Below are 21915 nucleotides of genomic sequence, written 5' to 3'. Positions count from 1 at the left end.
GAGTGATAGAATGATAGCCAATCAACTAAGAATAGAGCAGCATATCAACCTTTTAAGTCAATATACAGCTACCCCCAAAGCAGGGGTAACAAGATTAACTTATTCAAAAGAAGATTTGGAAGCTAGAAACTATATAAAAGACATGATGAGAAATTATAACTTAACTGTTTCAGAGGATGGCCTCGGGAATATTTTTGGAAAACTCGAAGGCCTCGACCCAAGTGCACCATCGGTTATAGTAGGCTCTCATTTTGACTCTGTACCAAACGGTGGAGCATACGATGGCGCGGCTGGCGTTGTAGTCGGGTTAGAAGTTGCCGCTTTATTTAAGGAACAGCAAATCCAGCCAGTTAACTCGCTGGAGGTCATTGCAATGGTCGAGGAGGAAGGCTCTCGCTTTGGCGGTGGGCTAATGGGCTCTAGAGGAATGATGGGGTTATTATCTGAAGATGATTTCCAATCCATCAAAGACAAAAACGGGGTTTCCGTAAAAGAAGCCATGACTAATATTGGTTTAGATTTTACTAAGGAAAAATACCGTGACCCGAAAACGATTAAAGCTTTTTTGGAGTTACATATTGAACAAGGTCCTATTTTAGAAGAAAAAAACATATCTATAGGTGTTGTGGATGCTATTGTTGGTCTAACTCAGCTAGAGGTTACTATTCAAGGAAGAGCCGGTCATGCAGGTACGACACCTATGGACAAAAGAGCTGACGCATTAGTCACAGCTGCACAAATCATTTCCGCATTTCCAAAGCTTGCTGAAGAAGTAGGACATGGGACCGTTATTACTACAGGACAATTAGAAGTTTTCCCTAACGGTTCTAATGTAATTCCAAGCAAAGTAATCTTTTCAGTAGATATACGTTCAGGAGAAGAGGAAAAAGTTCAGCAAGCAATTAATAAGGTAATGGCACTAATTGAATCTAAAAATAATTCGAACGTGCAAAGCATCGCTGAGCAGCTGCTTCACACGACGCCAAAGGTTATGGACAAAGAAGTTCACTCTCTTTTAACAGAGGCATGCGAGAAACTAGACATTTCCTATTGCCAGATTAGTAGTGGAGCAGGTCACGATGCCATGATTTTCTCTGATTATACTGCATGTGGGATGATCTTTATCCCTAGCAGGGATGGTCTAAGTCATTGCCCGGAAGAGTGGTCGGATACTAGGGACCTTGCTAAGGGAGCAACTATTTTATATGAAACAGTATTACGACTAACGGAGGGAACGGCATGATTAACACTCAAATTAAAGAATCCATAAAAAACAACAGTGAGGAGCTAACTGAATTACGTAGGAAATTGCATAGTGAGCCAGAATTATCTTTTGAAGAATTTAAAACTACAGAATTTATTTGTAACTATTTAGACAAGCTAGGTATTTCTTATCGTAAAACAGAGCCTACAGGAGTTATCGCAGAAATCTATGGCAAAACTGATGGAAAAACTGTGGCATTACGCGGCGACATGGATGCTCTATCGGTACAGCAGCTAAATAATGTGCCGTACGCATCTAAAATAGAAGGAAAAATGCACGCTTGTGGACACGATGCTCATACGTCTATGCTACTAATTGCTGCTAAGGCATTATCTGAAGTGAAGGACCAGCTGCCTGGAAAGGTTCGCTTGCTTTTCCAACCGGCAGAGGAAATTGCTCAAGGTGCTAAAGCTATGGTTGAACAAGGTGCTATGGAAGGTGTCGACAATGTATTCGGTATACATATTTGGTCACAAATGCCGACAAGTAAAGTATCCTGCACCCCTGGACCTTCATTTGCTGCAGCCGATCTTTTCACTGTAAAGTTCAAAGGACGCGGTGGGCATGGTGCTATTCCTGAAGCATGTATTGATGCTGCCCTTGTAGCCTCTTCCTTTGTGATGAACGTTCAAACGGTCGTTTCGCGCACTATCGATCCACAAAGTCCAGCGGTACTAACAATCGGAAAAATGATTGTTGGTACTAGGTTCAATGTTATTGCTGAAAATGCAGAAATTGAAGGAACAGTTCGTACGTTTCACCCCGAAACTCGTGATCATATGGAACAGAGCATTAAAGACTATGCGGAAAACGTGGCAGCCATTTACGGAGCAACAGCAGAAGTAGTTTATACTCGTGGAACAGATGCAGTAGATAATGAGGAAGAAAGCGCAAAGCTTGTTCAACAGGTAGCAAGCGAAGCATTTGGTTCTGACTCTGTATATGATGAAAAGCCTACTATGGGTGGAGAAGATTTCTCAGCGTTTTTAACAAAAGCCCCTGGAAGCTTTGCACTAGTAGGATGCGGAAACTCCGAAAAGGATACAGACTGGGCGCACCACCATGGTAACTTTAATATTGATGAAGATTCACTTGTAACAGGAGCAGAGCTTTATGCTCAATACGCTTGGGCCTACTTGAATAAATAACGTGATTTTTGAAAAGCTAATCCAAAGGATAATACAATCCTTAGATTAGCTTTTTCATTATCTAAAAAATTATCTATTTACCCCCTCTTAAGTCGCCTTCCATTAAAGAAAAACGTTAAGATATACGTCTATTTTTAAAATTTAACTCAATTGGAAACTATTTTCTGTATTTTTCGTATATACTAGGGAAAAAAGAAGAGGAGGTATTTAAATGGAAGATATAATTGGACTTTTTATTGGCCTTGTTGCTATAGTAATGGTCTTTTCGATTCCGTTAACGGCTATTTGGACAACCCATTTACGCAAAATGCAGTCCATGAAATCTAAGGTAATAAAGGATGAAATTGAACTAGAACGGCTAAAATACGACAATTTCCTATTAGAAACAGAAAAAATGCGATTAGATTTGCAAAACAAACAAGCTAGTCTTTTAGAAATGTCTGCAGACCCCCTAGTCGTAGAGTTGCAAAAAAGACCTAAGGCGGAGACTCAGGCTTTATAATAATCGTGCAGCTTTAGTTTGCACGATTTTTTTGGTATAAGAAATGGAGAAAGGAGTATTTAGCATGTCCTCTTCTACTAAAAATTTTTTCCAATTACTGAAAAGCTTAAGGTGGCCAGTTAAAATAGCAGTTTTAGCTATTGTCCTTTCCTTATTAAGCACGGTCATTAGTTTAGTAGTACCTTTAGTAACTAAAACACTAGTTGACTCATTGACCTCAACTAGCTTCAATTGGACACTTATCCTATTGTTATTGGCTGTATTTATATTGCAGGCCGTGTTCGGTGGTTTTTCCTACTACCTTTTGTCCTACATAGGAGAATTTGTCGTTGCTGATTTGAGAAACAAGCTATGGAGCAAGGTTCTTCATTTACCGATCCCCTACTATGACCGACATGAAAGCGGCGAAACAATGAGTCGTATCACTCAAGATACTTCTACATTAAAATCATTAATCACTGACCACTTAGTTAATTTTGTATCAGGTATCATAACGATCAATGGTTCAGTTATCATTTTATTTTTTATAGACTGGAAAATGACATTAATCATGCTTATAAGCGTTCCACTAAGTATGGCTATTATGATGCCTTTAGGTTCTATGATGCATAAGGTCGCGAAGGCAACCCAAAAAGAAATGGCCTCATTTTCTGGATTGCTAGGTAGAGTTCTATCTGAGATAAGACTAGTAAAATCTTACCGGGCAGAAGAAAATGAAACCGTTAGTGGCGGAGAGGCAATCCAAAGACTTTATCGGTATGGACTGAAGGAAGCCAAGATTCAATCATTCATATCCCCTTTTATGACCCTTATTATGATGGCTATCCTAGTTGTCATTTTAGGTTATGGAGGATTACAGGTCTCTAATGGTACACTCTCTGCTGGAGATCTTGTGGCAATTATCTTCTATTTAGTTCAAATAATTTTTCCCTTCGCTCAAATGGCAACATTCTTTACCTCCTTCCAAAAGGCTGTTGGAGCAACGGAACGAATTCAAGAAATATTTGCAATGGACAGTGAACCTGTTGAGGATCAATCATCAACAGCGTTGGAAGATGGGATAATTACTTTTAAAGACGTTCATTTTTCTTATGGAGAAAACAAAAAAATTATAAATGGAATTACGTTTGAAGCAAAGCCTGGTACAGTTACCGCCTTTGTAGGACCAAGCGGTGGAGGAAAAACTACTATCTTTTCGTTACTCGAGAGGTTTTACGAGCCTGACCATGGTTCAATTTATTTTAACGGATCTCCTATTCACGAACTACCTTTAAGGGATTGGCGTTCTAAAATGGGGTATGTATCACAGGAAAGCCCTTTGATGAGCGGTACTATCTTGTCTAATATGACTTATGGTATGACAAAAATCCCTTCGATGGAAAAGATTATAGAGGCTGCAAAAGCTGCAAATGCCTCGTCCTTTATAGAAGAGCTTCCTGACAAATACGATACGCTTGTGGGCGAACGAGGAATGAAGCTATCTGGCGGGCAAAGACAACGAATAGCAATTGCAAGAGCACTCTTACATGACCCTAAAATATTGTTATTAGATGAGGCTACCTCAAACTTAGATAGTGGATCAGAATCTTTTGTTCAAGAAGCACTAGAACGATTAATGAATGGTCGTACTACCTTAATCATCGCCCATCGATTGGCAACCATCATGCATGCAGACCAAATCTTCTTTATAGAGCAGGGAGAAATTACAGGCACCGGTACACATGAAGAATTACTAAGTAGTCATGAATTATATAAAGAGTTTACACAAGGACAAGGATTATCTTAGAATCTATCTGTCATATTTCTTTCTAATGTAGAATAAGATAACTTTAACCCTCTAAATTCACCTAAGAAAATGTAAACGCCAAGCGTAGTTTTTTGCTTATATAACAGGTTTCGGAATGTAAAATTTTAACTTTGAAGTTCCCAAAAGACTATTTTATCACTTTATGTTATTAGTAAAATAAATTCATGTTAATACCATTAAATTACAACTTTTAAAATATTCATAACTATCTTAGGAAAGTCACATACAAAAATGCCGTTTTTTTGATAGTTTTCAACAACCACTTTCATAATAATTCAATTCTATACTTTTTTCAGTTTTTTTATGCTATCTTTATTATAGTATCTGATTCCTATTTAAATCCTACTCGAGGGGGGTTGAATTAGGTGAATATAGGGCAGCTAATCAAATTAGAACGACAAAGACAAAACATGAAGCAGGAATATTTAGCTTCAGGTATTTGCGTTCCATCTTATCTAAGTAGAATAGAAAATGGGTTAGTTATCCCTAGTGAGGATGTACAGCAACACTTACTAAAACGATTAAATATTCCGAGTTATGCATTGAATTCAACCGGAAACGAAGAAAAGTTATTATACTTTAAAAACCTTTTTAAAAGTGTTATAAATTCTCGAGACAAAGAGAAAGCAAAAACTCTTTATCACGACCTCCATGTCTACATAGAAGATCATCCCTTCGAACCTAACAGGCTAACACTTCTTGTGATGGAGACACGATTGATGCTGATGCTGCCTGATTACTCAAATGAGGTAAAGTCTAATTTAACAATTCTTGAAGAATTTAAAAAAGAGATGAATACGGAACAGTTATTTTATCTTTCAACTATCCAAGGTATTTTAGCTTATTTGAATAATAATTTCCGAGAATCATCTGAAATATTTAATCAAATTTTTACTTTAATTAAGAGTTACCGGATGGAAGATTGGGAAATGGCAGAACTATATTATATATCTAGCCTCTCTTTTCTTTCTGAAGCAAGGTATATAATTTCAATTGATTATGTAAAAGCAGCACTCTCTTATTTTAATCAGGAAATCCTTATTGAACGATCAATAGAGTGTTTAATCATTTTGGGAATTGCTCAAAAAAGTACAGGAGTGCTCAAAGACGCCGTTATTACCTTTGAAAAAGCAAAAGATATTAGTTCTAAATTAGAGTCTTCAAAGTTTAATAGAAAAATTGAGCATAATTTAGGAGCTTGTCACTCTTTACTAAAAAATCATGATCAAGCACTTTTACATTTTCAAAATAGTTTAAAAGAAAGTTCTAATCCTCAAGATAATTTACTTACTATATTAAATATCTTGAAGGAGTACCATAAAATTTCAAATGTCGATAGCGCAATTTTTTGGTTAGAGAAAGGATTTCAGCTCTTAAAGCTGTTACCCAAAAGTTCCAGTGTTTTTTATTCTAACCATTTAGAAATCTATCAAGCCTTATTAGAGGATAAGAAAGAATTAGTCCCAATATTTAAAAAAGTATTAAAATATTTTGAGTTAAAAGAAGAATATAAGTATTGCTCTGTTTATTCTTTTGTTTTAGCAAAGAAGTTAGCAGAAGATAAACAGTATAAGCAAGCTACTATATATTATGATTTAGGTTTTAATTATCAACTTAAACAATTAAAAATTACTAGCTGGGAGGAATTATTATGAAAAAATTGTTACTTGGATTACTTTGTATTGCGGGACTATTATTAGTTACCGTTAATCAAACAGTAGATTATGCTTATGAAGTTAAACCAGAAATCACTTCAATCAAGCCTGGTTCTAAATTCCTTTAAAATAGTTAGTTAAAAGAGGATTGGACATAATATTTTATCATTACACTAAAAGGGAAATTGCACTTTGGATTTCTCTTTTTGTGTTTTATTTAGGAAAATATCCTACGAAATCTGTTCTCGTACTGATGTGACCATGAATACGATTATACTAGTTGCTCGGAGTGGAGGCGGCGACTCCTAGGGGACAAGCGCGTGGGAGAGACTACAGGCTCGACCCGTGCCCCCAGGAAAGCGTCCGCCGTAACGGAGAACAACGGCTACGAAGTAGGTATAAAAATAAAGCAGTTCAAATTTTACTTATCGTAAAATTTGAACTGCTTTTAATTTGAGGTAGGTTTTGTCCCACCATCCTATTTTATATTCTTTTCAATAAGTTCTATCTAGGTGAGCTGCTTCATCGAGGATTATATGGTGGCTGTAGACTTCTGCAAATTCTAATGATTCTTCAATTTTGTCAACCATTTCGAAAACATCAAGAATCATCACTAATTTTATTATTGTCTTTTCTCCAAAGGCATTGGTATAAGTGACGTCTTTAAAATGTTCCTTTACTAAACGATCTACATCTTCAAATCTAGGTGCTCGAACGATGTTGATGGTTTCTTCAAATGTTTTATTAGGCATAGATTCAGGCGAGGAAATATGTTCAAATAATAGTTTGACCGAAAACGTTCTCTCCATTCTTTTCACCTCAATTCCTTTTTTTTCTTATCTTAATTATTGAACATTCTTGTACTAAAAGCTACTTCTTTAAGTTGTGAAAGTCTCTATTGAAAATAGCTCTAAAACGCAAAAAAAATTAGCTACTTTCATACTAAGGTTTATATCTTTTGTTGTATAATTCGACTTATATTTCACTTTAGCCTCCTAAAGTTATTAGTTCTAAAATACTTTTAATTTTAAAAAACTCTGTAAGGCCATTGACAAGCCCCACAGAGTTTCTATTTTAAATATTAAATTGACTTTCATATAGGTCAGAATAGAACCCTTTTTTCTGTAGCAACTCCTGATGTGTTCCAGATTCAATTAGCGTCCCATGATGGATAACCAATATTCGATCAGCATTTTCTATCGTTTTTAAGCGATGAGCAATTACAAAGCTGGTTCGTCCTTCTGATAGCCTATTTAATCCTCGCTGAATCTCAATCTCTGTCTTCGTATCTATACTAGAAGTTGCTTCATCTAATATGAGAATGTCCGAATCCGCCAATATTACTCTAGCAATCGCTAGGAGCTGTCTCTGACCCTGACTAAGACTTGAGCCGCCGGAGGTGATGATGGTCTCATACTGATCTGGTAAGTGCTTGATGAAACTATGAGCAGATGCCATTTTGGCTGCAGCTACAACTTCCTCATCTGAAGCATTTAAACGTCCATAGCGAATATTCTCCATAATTGTTCCAGAAAACAAGAACGTATCTTGAAGCACGATTCCAATTTTTTCTCGAAGCTGGCTAATTTTATAGTTTTGAATGTTAACTCCATCTATTTGAATATTTCCAGAATCAATATCATAAAAGCGCATAAGTAGATTTATAATCGTCGTTTTGCCGGATCCAGTGGGACCAACTAATGCAACCTTCTCTCCTGCCTTTACTTGAAAGGTTACGTCCTTTAGGATAGGGGCTTCCTTTTCATATGAGAAGTTTACATGAGAAAATTGTACATCCCCCTTGAAGGATTTTATATCTAAAGCATTGTCCTTATCTTGCATGTCTGGTGATTCATCCATAATCTCAAATACCCTTTCAGCCCCTGCTATCGCAGATTGAAAAGTGTTAAGCAGGTTAGATAGTTGGTTAATCGGACGGAAGAATTGACGAGAATAGGTAACAAAAGCAGCAATAATTCCAACGGTCGCCATCTCTTGTACTGTCATCACTGCCCCTACTCCGATAATTAGCGCAAGTCCCAGATTATTGATGAAGTTATTGATTGGACCTAAAAATCCGGATACTGTATCAGCAGCCATGGCAGAGCCTCGCAGCCTTTCATTTACACTTGAAAATTTATTAAACGTATTCTCTTCTTGACCAAAAAGAGTAATAACCTCATTACCTGAGATTGCTTCTTCTATAAAACCATTTAACTCTCCTAAATCTCGCTGTCTTTTTATAAAGTTACTGCTGCTATATTTGATAATTTTTTTCGTAGTAAAAATGATAAGCGGAATGATTAGCAGTGATACGATCGCTAATATCCAGTTTAATGCAAACATTGCGATAGCCACTCCACTTACCATCAGAATGGAGGAAAATATTTGGATAACGCTTTGACTCAATGCATTATTTAAGCTCTCTATATCATTCGTCACACGACTCATAAGATCTCCATGGGTCCGTTTATCAAAAAATCGTAATGATAAGGTTTGGAATTTAATAAACAATTCCTGGCGCAGTGTTTGGATGGTTTTTAGCGACACTCGCACCATTAAAAATGTTTGTAGCCAAGTGAATATCGAAGATGCTGTATATACTAATGCTAAAAATATTAAGAAACGAAGAGTTCCATTTAAATCCTTAGGAATAATATAGTCATCAATTATGACTCCGATAAGGTATGGTGCAAGTAAATTTAGCAAGGTGGACACTATAACAAAGCCGCTTGCTGCAATGAGAGCTATTTTTTGTTTCTCTAAGTAACCCCATATTCTCTTAATGGTGCCTTTACTATCCTTTGCCTTTACCACAGGGCCTCCGAACCCTCTTGGACCTCGAGCCCTTCCCATGGCATTGGGTGGTTGAGTGGATGCTTTATTCATCTGAAAGGACCCCCTTCCCACTTTGCGTTTCATAAATCTCTTTATATACCTTACTAGTCTGCAGAAGCTCATCGTGTGAGCCAGTAGCTTCAATACGACCATCGTCAATGACTAATATTTGGTCGGCATCAATGATAGAAGATACTTTAGAAGAAATGATAAACACCGTTGCTTCTCCGTACTGTTCTTTTAAAGTCTTTTGTATCGCTGCTTCAGACAACGCATCTACGGCAGATGTAGAATCATCAAAAACTAGAATCTTAGGCTGGCGAATAAAGGCCCGCGCCATGGATAAGCGTTGCTTCTGCCCTCCGGATAAATTGGTTGCACCCTGCATCAGCTCATGTTCAAATTCTTGCTCCAGTTTCTCGATAAACTCGTAGGCTACTGCCGAGCGAGCTGCATTTTCCATCTGTCTTATATCTGCATTTTCATTTCCATAGCGTAAGTTTTCCTCGATGGTACCAGAGAACAAGGTAGCCTTTTGAGGGACAAATCCGATTAGACTTCGTAACTCTTTTAAAGGATATTCCTTAATATCTTTACCACCTATTCGAATCATTCCCGTGTCTGGGTCATATAACCGAGAGATTAGCTTTACTAGGGTAGACTTACCGCTGCCTGTTGATCCAATTATGCCTATTGTATCTCCAGGATTCGCGTGAAATGAGATATCCTTCAAGACATATTCACCGTTTTTACTATAGCTAAAGTTAACTTGGTTAAATTCTACTTCTCCAGTTACATGAGTATGATGTATCGGATTTACTGGCTCTTGTATTTCAATATTTGTATCTAAAACTTGCTGAATACGGTTTGCTGAGGTAAAGGAACGAGTAATTTGCATTAATACATGACTACTTGAGATAAGACCATTCATAATAATATTAAGATAATTGATAAAAGCTAGAATAACTCCAACCTGCATAGTCCCTTCATCTACTTTGATGGCACCCATCCACATTCCAAAAACAACACCTACGTTTACAATAAATAACATGACAGGCATTAGCGATAAGATGACTTGTTCTGCAGCCATATTTCTTTTAGTCAAAGTGTCATTCACATTTTTAAAAGACTCTATTTCATGATGCTTTCGGTTAAATGCTTTTATAACTCGAATACCAGAAAATGTCTCTTGTAACTTCGTATTTACTTTATCCATTGCCTTCTGTACCTTGACGAAAAGCTTGCCTGTTCTTGAAGAGAAGAAATAAATAAATGCCATTAAAATAGGTATAGTCACTAATAATACTGGAAATAACTCTCTTGCAGTGACCCATACGATAATAACTGAGCCTATAAACAACAATGGTCCTCGTACGAAAATACGTAATGTCATCATTAATGCCTGCTGTACTGAAGTGACATCATTTGTCACAATCGTGATAAGTTTTCCCGTTCCATAGGTATCTGTGTTACCACTAGAAAATTGCTGTGTCTTTTGAAAGACATCTCTCCGAATGTCAGCAGCAAAATTGACTGCAGCCTTGGAACTATAAACCGTACAACCTGCTCCTCCTATTAAACCGATAAATGCAGTGACGAGCATTAATATACTCATCTGGATAACATAGGCATTATCATTTTCAGCAATACCATTATCGATAATATGCTGCATAATCGTTGGCTGGAGTAAATCCATTGCCACCTCTAAACACATGAGTAAAGGAGCTAATATAGCAAAAACCGTATATGGTTTTAAATAACGAAGCAGCTTTTGTAGGGATTTCATATATTATCTCCCCCTTCTATAGATTTTCTTTTTGCAACTGCTTTGTAATAGATTGGATGAAAGCTGTTAACTGAACTGTTTTTTCCTTATCTTTTCTAGAGGCTTTAACTGCTTTCCTTAGCTCATCCTCCCATAGATCGAGTGTCTCTTTAAGCTGAATGGCCTCCGACGAATTTTGCCATTCCCATCTCGCTTGCCAATTGTCCCAAAAATCTTCTGTTTTTTGTTTAGAGTATTCATTAAGTCGAGACTGCCCCTTGTCACCTAGAGAGTAAATCTTCTTCTCTGATTCAAGTAACAACTCAATCATTTCCTGCTCCAGCAATTCCTGCAAAGCTGGATACACGGTCCCCGCACTGGCTGAATAAAATCCTCCAGCTCGCCTTTCTAATTCCTTCATCAGCTGATAACCATGCTTTGGACCTTCCTCCAACAAATGTAGTATCGCTAGCTGAACAAACCCTCTTCTCCTTTTTATATCGATCACTTCCTTTATGTATATCGATAATTTTAATCGATATACTTTAGAAAGACAATACTAATGATATCTGAAAGCCGGAATAAGAAAAACAACACAAAAAAAGAGCCAAGAAGGTATAAATAACTTTCTTGGCTCTTATATAACGGCTAATAACATTAGCCTTCTTAGTTTAATCTTTTTAATGGTTCGAACGCTGGTCCCTCCAGCACCTCACCTTTATAGTTAAAGCGCGAACCATGACATGGACAATCCCAAGAGCTCTCTGCATTATTAAACGCAACATCGCAACCCAAATGGGTGCATACTGGTTTAACTAAATACACTTTTCCATCCTGGTCCTTGTATGCGCCTACCTTTTTTCCTTCTACTTTTACAATATCACCTGTACCTACTTTTAAATCCTCAAGTTGGAGATCTACTTTTTCAGTCTTACCTTTAACGAATTCCTTAGCAACACTCGCGTTAGCTTTTGTGAATTTAGTAATATCTTCTTTTTTCATTTTTGATCTTGTAGGTGCAAAGAATTCTGCGAACCGGTTTTCTTTCCCTAATACATTGTCTACCATAATTTGAGCAGCAACTACACTGTTAGTCATACCCCATTTTCGGTAACCAGTGGCCACTAATACATCTGGTTTGTCAGAGGTCATTACACCAATATAAGGGACTTTATCTAATGTTTCTAAATCTTGTGCAGACCATCGATAGTTATACGATTGAAAGTTAAACTTTTCCCGACCATAGGCAGCTAAAGTTTCATACTTAGCAGTAGTATCTCCCTCCTGCCTCCCTGTCACATGACCCTCTCCGCCCAACAGAATATATCTTTTCCCGTCTGATCCTAAGGCTGAGCGAATTGACCTTGTGGGTTGCTCTACATTAATGTACATACCCTTCGGAGAGCTTTTTTCTGCAGGAGCGGCTATGACATAAGACCGGTGTGGTTCTAACCGTGTAAAATATAAACCATTTTCATCATTAAAAGGATAATGACTGCAAACGAGAATTTTCTTCGCTTTTATCTTATGACCGTCTACTGTTTTAACAATATTGTCTGATAGAAGATCTTTAGCACGAGTCTCTTCAAAGAAATGTACCCCATTTTGTACTGAGTGATCTACTAAAGCTTTGGCATATTTTACAGGATGAAACTGTCCTTGGTTGTCTAACCTAAGTGCTTTTTTCACCTGATATGGAAGCTCTGTTTGTTCCGTTAAAGTAGCAGGTCCAATACCTAATTTCTGATAGGCGTCCATTTCTTTTGTAACAGTATCTACTCCATCTTCCGTATCTGCATATATGTAGGCAGGCACTTTTTCAAAATCACATTTAATATCTAAATCGGAGACAGTACGTTCCACGAAGTTAAGAGCGTCCACCTGTGCTTCATAGTATAACTTCGCTTTTTCTTCATTAAAGGTATTGATCAGTTGCTGGTAGACATGTCCATGCTGGGTAGTTACTTTTGCAGTCGTGAAACCTGTAGTCCCATGTAAAATTTTACTTCCCTCTATAACTGCTACTGATTTACCACTTTTACTTAATAAATACGCAGCAGTTATTCCTGTTAAACCTGCTCCAACTACTAATACGTCTACTTCTATATTTTCATTTAATTTAGGAAACAATGGGAGTTCATTATTAGCTAACCAATAAGACTCTAAGTTTCCTGGTAATATCTTTTCTGTCATTATGTTTCCTCCTTTATTTATACTAGTGTCTATCTATTCATGAAAGTTTATTCAACAGAATCCATTTCTAAATTCCTTTTTTAAGGATAAACACGAACAATTCAAAGAGAATAATAAAATTTATTTGTTTTTAACAAGAGAGTAGAATGGATTTTAAATCTAGGGGATGCTTTTCCATAGGACTAGTGTATGGCTGAAGCTTGTCGATTGATTATAATCCTGCATTTAAAATGAAACTCTATTTATGAAGTTGCTGCACAGAACGTAAATTGATGGATAGTAACTCTTAATCCTTTGATACCCGTCCCATATTATTACAAAACGCATTAGGTAAAATACAACTAGTTTTTATAATAGGTTGGTACGGCTAGAACACCTTATACAAAGACTTCTTGGCAAAATAATTATTATTAGATAAAAATAAAGCTGCGAAATTTTACTGTTCGTAAAATTTTCGCAGCCTTTATGAGAATGTTTCCAGCTTCTTTACTGATTATCTATCTTCTTCTTCCCAGCACTCTGTATTTTTCAGTCCTGGAATTGATTTTGCATAAAAGACTGGATCTTCCCCTTTTTTTCGTTGCCTTGTAAAATCGTCTAATACCTTAAAGGCTACTTTACCCAAGAGGATTATGACCGCTATATTCAGCGTTGCCATTAATCCCATAAACAGATCGGCTAGGCTCCAAACGAGCTGAACATGTGCAATGGAACCAAACATGACCATACCTAATACGACAAAACGATAAGCCGTAAGCCATCCCTTGCTTGCATTCATAAATTCTATATTCGTTTCCCCATAATAATAGTTACCCATAACAGAACTAAAGGCAAAGAAAAGAATAGCTATTGCTACAAAGTAAGGAGCCCATTCACCAACATGAACAGCTAATGAGTTCTGGGTAAGAACAACCCCATCATCCTCACCTGTGCTATAAAGGCCTGCCAAAATAATAATAAATGCGGTTGCTGAACAAATGATAATTGTATCAAAAAATACACCTAAGCTTTGGACAAGACCTTGTTTCGCTGGATGAGATACGCTTGCCGTTGCAGCAGCATTTGGAACACTCCCCATCCCTGCCTCATTAGAAAATAAGCCACGTCTAACTCCTTGCATGATTGCCGCTCCGATTGTTCCGCCAACAGCTTCCTCTAGACCAAACGCATGTGTAACAATTAATTTGAACACTCCTGGAACTTCAGAAATATTTGTAATAACTACAAAAAGAGTAATCGCCAAATAGAATAGGGCCATTACAGGAACAACTATTTGAGTAACACGGACAATTCTATGTACTCCACCAAAGATAATAATTGCAGTTAATATGACTAAAACTATTCCAATTAAATAAGGAGGAATATCAAATACCTCTCCTACAGAAGCAGCAATTGTATTTGATTGAACTGCATTAAATATAAAACCAAAACACAAGATTAAAAGAATACTAAACACAATTCCAAGCTTTCTACTTCCTAGTGCTTTCTCCATGTAGTATGCGGGACCACCACGAAAGTTTTTACCGTCTCTCACCTTATATACTTGCGCTAAAGTACTTTCAATAAATGCAGTCGCCATACCAATAATAGCTATGATCCACATCCAAAATACAGCCCCTGGCCCGCCAATACCTATCGCTAAAGCCACTCCCGTTATATTACCTGTACCTACTCGAGATGCAGTACTGATTGTAAAAGCTTGAAAGGGAGAAACTCCACCCTTTTCTTCTTTTTTTTCTGTAATTAAACGAAACATCTCGCCAAACAAACGAAACTGAACAAATTTTGTGCTAAACGTAAAATAAAGGCCTGCTCCGACAAGCAAGGCAATCAATATATAAGTCCATAAAATATTATTGAACCAATCCACAGCGGTTTCAAGCCACCCCATATTATTTCCCTCCTAATTTTATACTCTTTGCTATATACCCTATTTGTCCTACAAAAAACAAAATAACGTAAATTAATTTTATTTTTCCCTGATAAAGATTTGTTTTTACTAGTTCTTAGTTATTAATAAAACTATTTTTGCAACCTATCCAACGATGGAGATAACTCTTTTTCTCTACTATAAAAAAATACCCTAAGAGATTTTACTCTTAGGGTATTTTCCAATGTTACTTCCTAGAAACTACACTAGAAATTTTTATATTTATTCAGCTAATGCCTCTGTTAATGCCGGTACTACTTGCTTCTTACGAGAAACGACTCCTTTTAATAATGCAACATTATTAACGAATGCCACATTAAATGCTGCCTCCGCTTTTAATGCCATTTTCCCTAACGCTAAAGCAACGGAGTCATTATTCAAGATATCTGTTACTACAAAGAAGAAGAGGTCTAATTCTTTTTCTTGAATTTCAACGTTAATCAATTCTTCTAATTGCTCTTGACGTCCCATCACATCATTTACATCAACAGCATTAACTTGAGCAATGATTACCTTATGTTCACCCATAGTGAACTCTTTCGCATCTAAGGAAAGTAGGTCCTCTAGGCTCTTATCGCTAAGATCAGCTCCAGCTTTCAGCATAGCTAGGCCATACTCTTCCACATTTACACCTGCTAGTTTTTCTAATTCACGCGCAGCCGTAATATCTTCTTCCGTGCACGTTGGAGATTTAAATAATAACGTATCTGAAACAATAGCGGATAGCATCAAGCCGGCAATGTTAGATGGTATTTCGATACCTTTTTCTTTAAATATTTTATTAATAATCGTAGCAGTACACCCTACTGGCTCTGCGCGATAATACAAGGGATCTGCTGTTTCAAAGTTAGCGATACGATGATGGTCAATAACCTCTGTAATTTGTACTTCTTCTATTCCAATTGCACTTTGTTGTTTTTCATTGTGATCTACTAGAATTACTTTTTCCGCTTCCGTTTCTACATTTTTTATCAATCGCGGAGCTTCAAACCCAAATTTCTCAAGTGCATATTTAGTCTCATTGTTTAATTCGCCTAAACGAACTGCCTCAGCCTCTACGCCAATTGCATTTTTTAAATATGCATATACAATAGCTGAAGTAATTGTATCTGTATCAGGGTTTTGATGTCCAAAAACTAGTACCTTTTCCATGAATAATCCTCCTAAAAATCTTTTTCCGACCTTATTTTATCATATATCTTGTCTATCATTGAAAAGTAAATTTGCTAATACATCCTTGTTATTAAGAAAGTCTGCAAGTGTATATTCGTCTAGCACCGTTAAATAGGCTTTTAGTGCTCTATTTAAAGCTCTCCTTAACCCGCAAGCTGGAGTTATGACACATCGATTTGCCTGACAATCAAAGCATTCTACTAAATGGAAATCATCCTCTGTCTTCCGTACAACTTGTCCTATGTTAATCTCCCCTGGTTCCATAGCCAAACGAATACCGCCACCTCTGCCACGAATCGTTTCAATATACCCAAGTTTCCCTAAATCATAGGTCACTTTCATTAAATGATTTTTAGAAATACCATATGCTTCTGAAATATCTTTAATAGTTGATAGGTCGCCTTTGTTTTTTGCTCCTAGATAGATCAATACTCGAAGCGAAAAGTCTGTATACATTGTCATTCTCATACTAACACCGCCATTCATTCCATTATACCTACTATGACAAACTCGTGAAAGAAATGTGACTGTTTATTTACAAAGATTAAAAGATGTATTTTAAATATTGCTTTTAATTTTGATGAGGGGTATGTTGAACTTATAAAAACAAAGCGCTATTATTTATGCTCTTGTGAATAAGTCATGCAGGCACATACGGATAGCGCTGAAAATGAAAAGGATGTGCAGATGCATATGTTATCCCAACACACAATTGATATAGTAAAATCCACTGTCCCTGTCTTAGAAGTACACGGAGTAGCAATCACAACTACATTTTATAGAAATCTTTTTGAAGCTCATCCAGAGCTATTAAATATTTTTAATCATGCTAACCAAGAGAAAGGTCGCCAGCAAAATGCTTTAGCTAATACGGTCTATGCCGCAGCTGTTCATATTGATAACTTAGCTGCTATTATTCCTGCCGTAAAACAGATTGGGCAAAAGCATGTAAGTTTAGGGATTAAGCCTGAACATTATCCGATTGTCGGTCAACATCTATTAGGAGCTATAAAAGAAGTATTAGGCGATGCGGCAACAGACGAAATAATTAATGCATGGGCTGAAGCATATGGAGTAATCGCAGATGCTTTTATAGGAATTGAAGAGGATATGTACGTAGCAGCCGAAAATCAAGAAGGAGGCTGGAGATTTTTTAAAGACTTTATCATTACTGATAAGGTGAAGGAAAGTGATAATATTACCTCCTTTTACTTTAAGCCTGCAGACGGAGGTGCCTTACCTTCCTATGAACCAGGTCAATATATTACTGTACGAGTAAATATTCCAGGAGAACAATATTTGATGAACAGACAATATAGTCTATCTAAAGCTTCTGATTTAGACGCATTCCGAATCTCCGTAAAGAAAGAAGACGAAAGCAATCCTGAAGGAAAAGTATCCGTACATCTTCATAAACAAATGAATATAGGTGATAAAGTGGAGATAAGCGCTCCTGCTGGGGAGTTTACGCTCAATAAGGAAGAAACTGCTCCAGTAACTTTTATTAGCGGCGGAGTAGGAATCACACCTATGATGAGTATGCTTGAAACAGTAGCAAACAATCAGCCTGAACGTTCTATTTCCTTTATATATAGTACACGTAAGAAGAATTTACATCCCTTTGACCAAGATATTCGCTCTTTAATAGATTCCTTGGAAAATGGCGTATATAAATCTCTATACTCCGAAGAAGGAGATGGATATATAACTAAAGAGATTATTAAAGAGTACGCTCACAAAGATGGAGATGTATATGTATGTGGTCCTGTAAGCTTTATGGAAGCGATGATCAATCATTTGTTAGAGCTTGGATTTGCAAAAGGTCATATTCATTACGAATTCTTCGGACCTGCACTGAATTTAAATTTAACTGAAGTGTAATAAATCTTTAAGCTAGGATGCTGTCTATTTATGGGCAGCATCCTTTTTAGGTATTTTTTTACCAATTAATATGCTTTTAGATATATGAATAGTTAAAAGGAAATGCTATAATTAGCCTATATTTTATTTTAAAGATAGAAATGAGTGATAAATTCATAATGGTTAAACAATTTGAGAGTAAGTATATTCCCCTATCTAACTACTTTAAAAAGTGCATTAAAAAAGAATTTATCCTTACATATGAAGAAATTGAGGCAATCATAGGGCAAGCACTACCAAATGCAGCCTACTTAAGCAGCAGTTGGTGGAAAAAAACAAAACCACCTGCCTTACACTACTTTGCGTGGATAAATTATGGGTATTCAGTAAAGGATGTAGTTTTAGGAGAGACGGTTATCTTTCAGGCAATGAATGAAGTAGAGGATGAGGAGAACGACATAGATCAAGATATATTAGTTATCCGAGAAGCAGAGCTAGACGATGCTCGTCCCTTCATTACTTTGCAGGAGGCTATTTTTTCAGAAACAGACTTTATGCTGTATGGGGAGTCTGACTTTCAAATGACCGTTCAGCATATAAGAAAGCAGATGACTGTTTGGAAAAGCTCACCTAACTCGGTCCTTTTCCTAGCCATTATGAATGGACAGTTTGCCGGCTTTATATTACTTCAAGGTCATTCTGCTCCTAGAGCAAGACATCGCTCCTCTTTAGTAATAGGAGTAAAAAAGCAATTCTCTAGAAAAGGTGTTGCCTCTTCACTTATTAACCGAGCATTTCTCTGGGCAAAACAAAATGGAGTCACTAAGCTAGAGCTCACCGTTGTAAAAGAGAATGTGGTGGCATACAGACTTTACCAAAAAGCTGGCTTCGAAAACGAAGGGCTAAGAAAAAACTCCTTGCTCATTAAAGGACAATACGTAGACGAATACTATATGGGCCGAGTCATCGAGTCAGAGAATTGAAAGATATCTATATAAACGGTATTTCATGCATTTAACTAGCTGTAAGAAGGCACAAAAAACTTACGATATTTAAAATGTATTCATGTTCAAAAAAAGAAGGCACTTTCTGTTCGATTTAGAACAGAATTGCCTTCTTTCTTTTTACTTATATCCTCGTTTGTTAGCTTCAAAATTAGCTTAAGATTCCTTGAGGACTTTTAGTACCCATCAATCAGTATTAGTTGTTCTATCGCATTTTCGATACATATGGATTGTCAGTTTCCCAGAAACGATAAGGATAATGAACGGCTTCTCCACTGTTTTCTATCCCAATGCGTGGTCCAGTAGAGATGGATGGAGCTGCCTCACCCTCTGACATATATAAAGGCTTTTCACTCCAATGATGCCCATAGTAATCCATTGTAATAGACATTGCCTTCGTCAGCTTTCCTGGACCGTTTGTCCATTGCTTTATTGGAAGCTCACGTCTATTCACTTTCATTTGTTCCAAACCTTCTATTGGCTCTACAGCACGTATTAAAATAGCCTGAGGAATGCCCGTTGGAGCTGCAACTACATTAATCAATGTATGCGTGTGCATTTGATACGTATAAATTAATCCTGGCTCCCCGAACATTACTTCTGTTCGCTTCGTTCTGCGATTACCAAAGCTATGAGCTGCTCGATCTTCTGCCCCCATATATGCTTCCGTCTCAACAATTTTCCCAATTAGCAGACCACTAGTATGCTCATGGATTATGTACTTCCCTATTAAATCCCTTGCAAGCTCTAATGTTGGTTGATGAAAAAAAGTAGGCTCGATTGGTTTCATTATAAAATTAGCCCCATCTTTTTCGCTTCAAATGTGAGCTCTTCTCGGAACTTAGGATGAGCGATTGAAATCAGCTGCTCAGCCCGCTTGGAAATCGGCTTGCCGAACATACTAGCTACGCCGTATTCGGTGACAATCATATCAATGTCATTTTTAGATGTAGTCACTATAGACCCAGGTGTTAACGAAAGCTTAATGCGAGAAATCTCGTCATTTTTGGCGGTTGATGTCATACATACAAAGCCTTTTCCTTTTTTAGAAAATCTTACTCCCCTTGCAAAATCAGCTTGTCCACCTGATGATGAATAATATTTACCTGCAACTGTCTCAGAAGCACATTGTCCATACAGATCTACCTCAGTAGTCGCATTAATAGATACAATTCGTTCTTCCTTTGCAATTTCACGTGGGTCATTTACAACACTAACCGGCAAAAACTCTACGGATGGATTATTGTTTAGAAAGTCATACAACTTCTTGGATCCATGCGCAAAAGTAGCTACTATTTTTCCTCTGTTCGTAAATTTCTGTGTACCATCAATAGCACCCGCCTCCACTAAGTCGACAATTCCATCTACAAACATTTCCGTGTGGATTCCTAAATGCTTATGATTTTTTAGTAGGCTTACAACTGCATTTGGAATAGAACCTATTCCAATTTGTAACGTATCTCCGTTATCAATCATATCAGTAACATACTCTGCAATTTTTAGGTCCTTGTCTCCGATCGGGGGCGCCACATCTTCTAATAAAGGACGATTATTTTCTACATAACCAAGTATTTGACTAATATGAACTTGATTTTGACCAAATGTTCTTGGCATATGCTCATTCACTTCTAATATGAATGGCACTGTTCCAATAAACTCACTCACTATATCTGCCTGTGTCCCCAAGGAAAAGTACCCAAATTCATCCATAGGAGATGCAACTGCCATAACCATCGAAAGATTCGTGGATGACCGTAGAATTCTAGGCATCTCATGAAAGTGATTTGGCACTAAGTCGACAAGACCTTGATGGAATGCCTTTCGCGTTGCTCCACTTAGAAAGTAAGAAACATGCTTTAACTTTCCAGGATAGGCACCTTCCATATAAGGACGATGCTTTAATGCCAACAACTGATGTACCTTTACATTCGTTAAGTCATGAGCATTTTCTTCTAATATATCTAAAAGCTTATGTGGTTCTCCATTTGTTAAAGGTAGAATGATATCTGCATTCGGAGGTATTAACTCGATTATTTGCCTGTCACTCAATATTTTTTCTTTCATTTTTTACACCCCTAATATATTTCATTTTACTGGTGAAACAGTATTTAAAAATGTCTTTAGTTCCTTAGGATTTCTTAATATGCATATGTCCCTGCTCTTACCAGCTTCAGACAGTACCTTGAGTATGGTAGGCCTGACTTTACTTGGAAAGCCCCAGACGAACTTTAGAAAATCCCAATCCAACTTCTCATTACAGCCGGAAGCCATGTCATCTCTAGTCTTCCCATTGTGTTTCCAAACCCGTTTTAATACTCTATATGTACAGAGTGTTCGTCGGAAATCCAAAAATATGATTAAATCAGCATACTTCACTCTCCACTCAAGTGTTGAGTTGAAGTTTCCATCTATAATCCATTGATCATCTTCTAGCTTCTTTTTTACCTTTTCTATGAACTCATCTTTGGAAACCGGGACCCACCCCTCGTTCCAATAGAGGGAATCTAAATGAACCAATGGCAAATCCCACTTTTTAGCGAGCTGCTTTGAAAAAGTAGATTTACCCGCTCCACTCGAACCAATGATTAATATCTTTTTGTGTTTTGAGCCTGGCATTTTTTATATCCCCCTTTATATGAGATAACTTCATTGTACTATTTTTTAACCAAGAGACAAACAAGAAAAGCGCAAGCGCCTGTTATGACCCGACAGGCAAATGGGGAAAAGCGAGGAGGCAGCTCCTCAGCCACCGGAGCTTTTATCCATTTGACCCCGA

At 37.1% G+C, this 21915-nt stretch carries 19 protein-coding genes; 8 read left to right on the top strand and 11 right to left on the bottom strand.

Translation table 11 applies throughout. The annotated features are described in order from the left end of the window. Positions 1–10 precede the first annotated feature (10 nt). The 6 genes from Q0371_RS10465 to Q0371_RS10440 all read left to right on the top strand — a co-directional run bounded on the left by Q0371_RS10465 (position 11) and on the right by Q0371_RS10440 (position 6504). The gene (locus Q0371_RS10465) at positions 11–1243 is read left to right on the top strand and encodes a Zn-dependent hydrolase (protein ID WP_298470910.1); all 1233 of its coding nucleotides are present in this window, start codon (positions 11–13) and stop codon (positions 1241–1243) included. After that, a complete protein-coding gene (locus Q0371_RS10460; RefSeq protein WP_298470909.1) occupies positions 1240–2412 on the top strand; it encodes an amidohydrolase in 1173 nt (390 codons plus the stop codon). Before Q0371_RS10465 ends, Q0371_RS10460 begins: the two co-directional genes overlap by 4 nt. A gap of 211 nt (positions 2413–2623) precedes the next feature. Further along, positions 2624–2914 (top strand): hypothetical protein, encoded by a 291-nt coding sequence (locus Q0371_RS10455; RefSeq protein WP_169358507.1) that lies wholly within the window; start codon positions 2624–2626, stop codon positions 2912–2914. Between the two features lie 64 nt (positions 2915–2978). Next, the gene (locus Q0371_RS10450; RefSeq protein ID WP_298470906.1) at positions 2979–4700 is read left to right on the top strand and encodes an ABC transporter ATP-binding protein; all 1722 of its coding nucleotides are present in this window, start codon (positions 2979–2981) and stop codon (positions 4698–4700) included. Positions 4701–5086: 386 nt separating this feature from the next. Beyond that, on the top strand, positions 5087–6376 hold the full coding sequence (locus Q0371_RS10445) for a helix-turn-helix transcriptional regulator (protein WP_298470904.1): 1290 nt from the start codon (positions 5087–5089) through the stop codon (positions 6374–6376). Beyond that, positions 6373–6504, top strand: coding sequence for a hypothetical protein (locus Q0371_RS10440; protein ID WP_298470902.1), 132 nt, complete (start codon positions 6373–6375; stop codon positions 6502–6504). Before Q0371_RS10445 ends, Q0371_RS10440 begins: the two co-directional genes overlap by 4 nt. A gap of 366 nt (positions 6505–6870) precedes the next feature. Here the strand turns inward: Q0371_RS10440 and Q0371_RS10435 are convergent, their stop codons facing one another. The 8 genes from Q0371_RS10435 to Q0371_RS10400 all read right to left on the bottom strand — a co-directional run bounded on the left by Q0371_RS10435 (position 6871) and on the right by Q0371_RS10400 (position 16743). Continuing rightward, complete coding sequence (locus Q0371_RS10435) at positions 6871–7185, bottom strand: DUF4288 domain-containing protein (RefSeq protein ID WP_169358504.1); 315 nt, start codon at positions 7183–7185, stop codon at positions 6871–6873. A gap of 265 nt (positions 7186–7450) precedes the next feature. Next, positions 7451–9265 carry an ABC transporter ATP-binding protein gene (locus Q0371_RS10430; RefSeq protein ID WP_298470899.1) on the bottom strand — a complete coding sequence of 605 codons (1815 nt, stop codon included), beginning with the start codon at positions 9263–9265 and terminating at the stop codon, positions 7451–7453. Continuing rightward, the gene (locus Q0371_RS10425; protein WP_298470898.1) at positions 9258–11000 is read right to left on the bottom strand and encodes an ABC transporter ATP-binding protein; all 1743 of its coding nucleotides are present in this window, start codon (positions 10998–11000) and stop codon (positions 9258–9260) included. The genes Q0371_RS10430 and Q0371_RS10425 overlap by 8 nt, the downstream gene beginning before the upstream one ends. A gap of 16 nt (positions 11001–11016) precedes the next feature. Then, positions 11017–11487 carry a PadR family transcriptional regulator gene (locus Q0371_RS10420; RefSeq protein ID WP_298470896.1) on the bottom strand — a complete coding sequence of 157 codons (471 nt, stop codon included), beginning with the start codon at positions 11485–11487 and terminating at the stop codon, positions 11017–11019. Positions 11488–11645: 158 nt separating this feature from the next. Next, complete coding sequence (locus tag Q0371_RS10415; RefSeq protein ID WP_298470893.1) at positions 11646–13172, bottom strand: FAD-dependent oxidoreductase; 1527 nt, start codon at positions 13170–13172, stop codon at positions 11646–11648. 493 nt (positions 13173–13665) lie between these two features. After that, positions 13666–15063 carry an alanine/glycine:cation symporter family protein gene (locus Q0371_RS10410; RefSeq protein ID WP_298470892.1) on the bottom strand — a complete coding sequence of 466 codons (1398 nt, stop codon included), beginning with the start codon at positions 15061–15063 and terminating at the stop codon, positions 13666–13668. 261 nt (positions 15064–15324) lie between these two features. Next, positions 15325–16254 carry a manganese-dependent inorganic pyrophosphatase gene (locus Q0371_RS10405; protein WP_298470890.1) on the bottom strand — a complete coding sequence of 310 codons (930 nt, stop codon included), beginning with the start codon at positions 16252–16254 and terminating at the stop codon, positions 15325–15327. 39 nt (positions 16255–16293) lie between these two features. Then, positions 16294–16743 (bottom strand): Rrf2 family transcriptional regulator, encoded by a 450-nt coding sequence (locus Q0371_RS10400; RefSeq protein ID WP_298470888.1) that lies wholly within the window; start codon positions 16741–16743, stop codon positions 16294–16296. 225 nt (positions 16744–16968) lie between these two features. Between Q0371_RS10400 and hmpA the strand changes: the two genes are divergently transcribed. Further along, a complete protein-coding gene (gene hmpA / locus Q0371_RS10395; RefSeq protein ID WP_298470919.1) occupies positions 16969–18156 on the top strand; it encodes an NO-inducible flavohemoprotein in 1188 nt (395 codons plus the stop codon). Between the two features lie 158 nt (positions 18157–18314). Beyond that, positions 18315–19118: a GNAT family N-acetyltransferase gene (locus Q0371_RS10390; RefSeq protein WP_298470886.1), complete on the top strand. Its 804-nt coding sequence runs from the start codon at positions 18315–18317 to the stop codon at positions 19116–19118. A gap of 226 nt (positions 19119–19344) precedes the next feature. On the opposite strand, the gene Q0371_RS10385 is transcribed toward Q0371_RS10390, so the two are convergent. The 3 genes from Q0371_RS10385 to Q0371_RS10375 are packed head-to-tail and all read right to left on the bottom strand — an operon-like array spanning position 19345 to position 21755. Then, entirely contained in the window at positions 19345–19929 is a 585-nt protein-coding gene (locus tag Q0371_RS10385; protein ID WP_298470884.1) for a DNA-3-methyladenine glycosylase, read from the bottom strand. Further along, complete coding sequence (locus tag Q0371_RS10380) at positions 19929–21203, bottom strand: acetyl-CoA hydrolase/transferase C-terminal domain-containing protein (protein ID WP_251553312.1); 1275 nt, start codon at positions 21201–21203, stop codon at positions 19929–19931. The genes Q0371_RS10385 and Q0371_RS10380 overlap by 1 nt, the downstream gene beginning before the upstream one ends. A 21-nt stretch (positions 21204–21224) precedes the next feature. Next, positions 21225–21755: a DNA topology modulation protein gene (locus Q0371_RS10375; protein ID WP_298470882.1), complete on the bottom strand. Its 531-nt coding sequence runs from the start codon at positions 21753–21755 to the stop codon at positions 21225–21227. Positions 21756–21915 lie beyond the last annotated feature (160 nt).

The sequence above is a fragment of the uncultured Psychrobacillus sp. genome (assembly GCF_938022135.1).
In the GTDB taxonomy this organism is placed as follows: domain Bacteria; phylum Bacillota; class Bacilli; order Bacillales_A; family Planococcaceae; genus Psychrobacillus.
The sequence above is the reverse complement of the archived record's forward strand: the minus strand, read 5'-3'. Positions and strand labels throughout refer to the sequence as shown.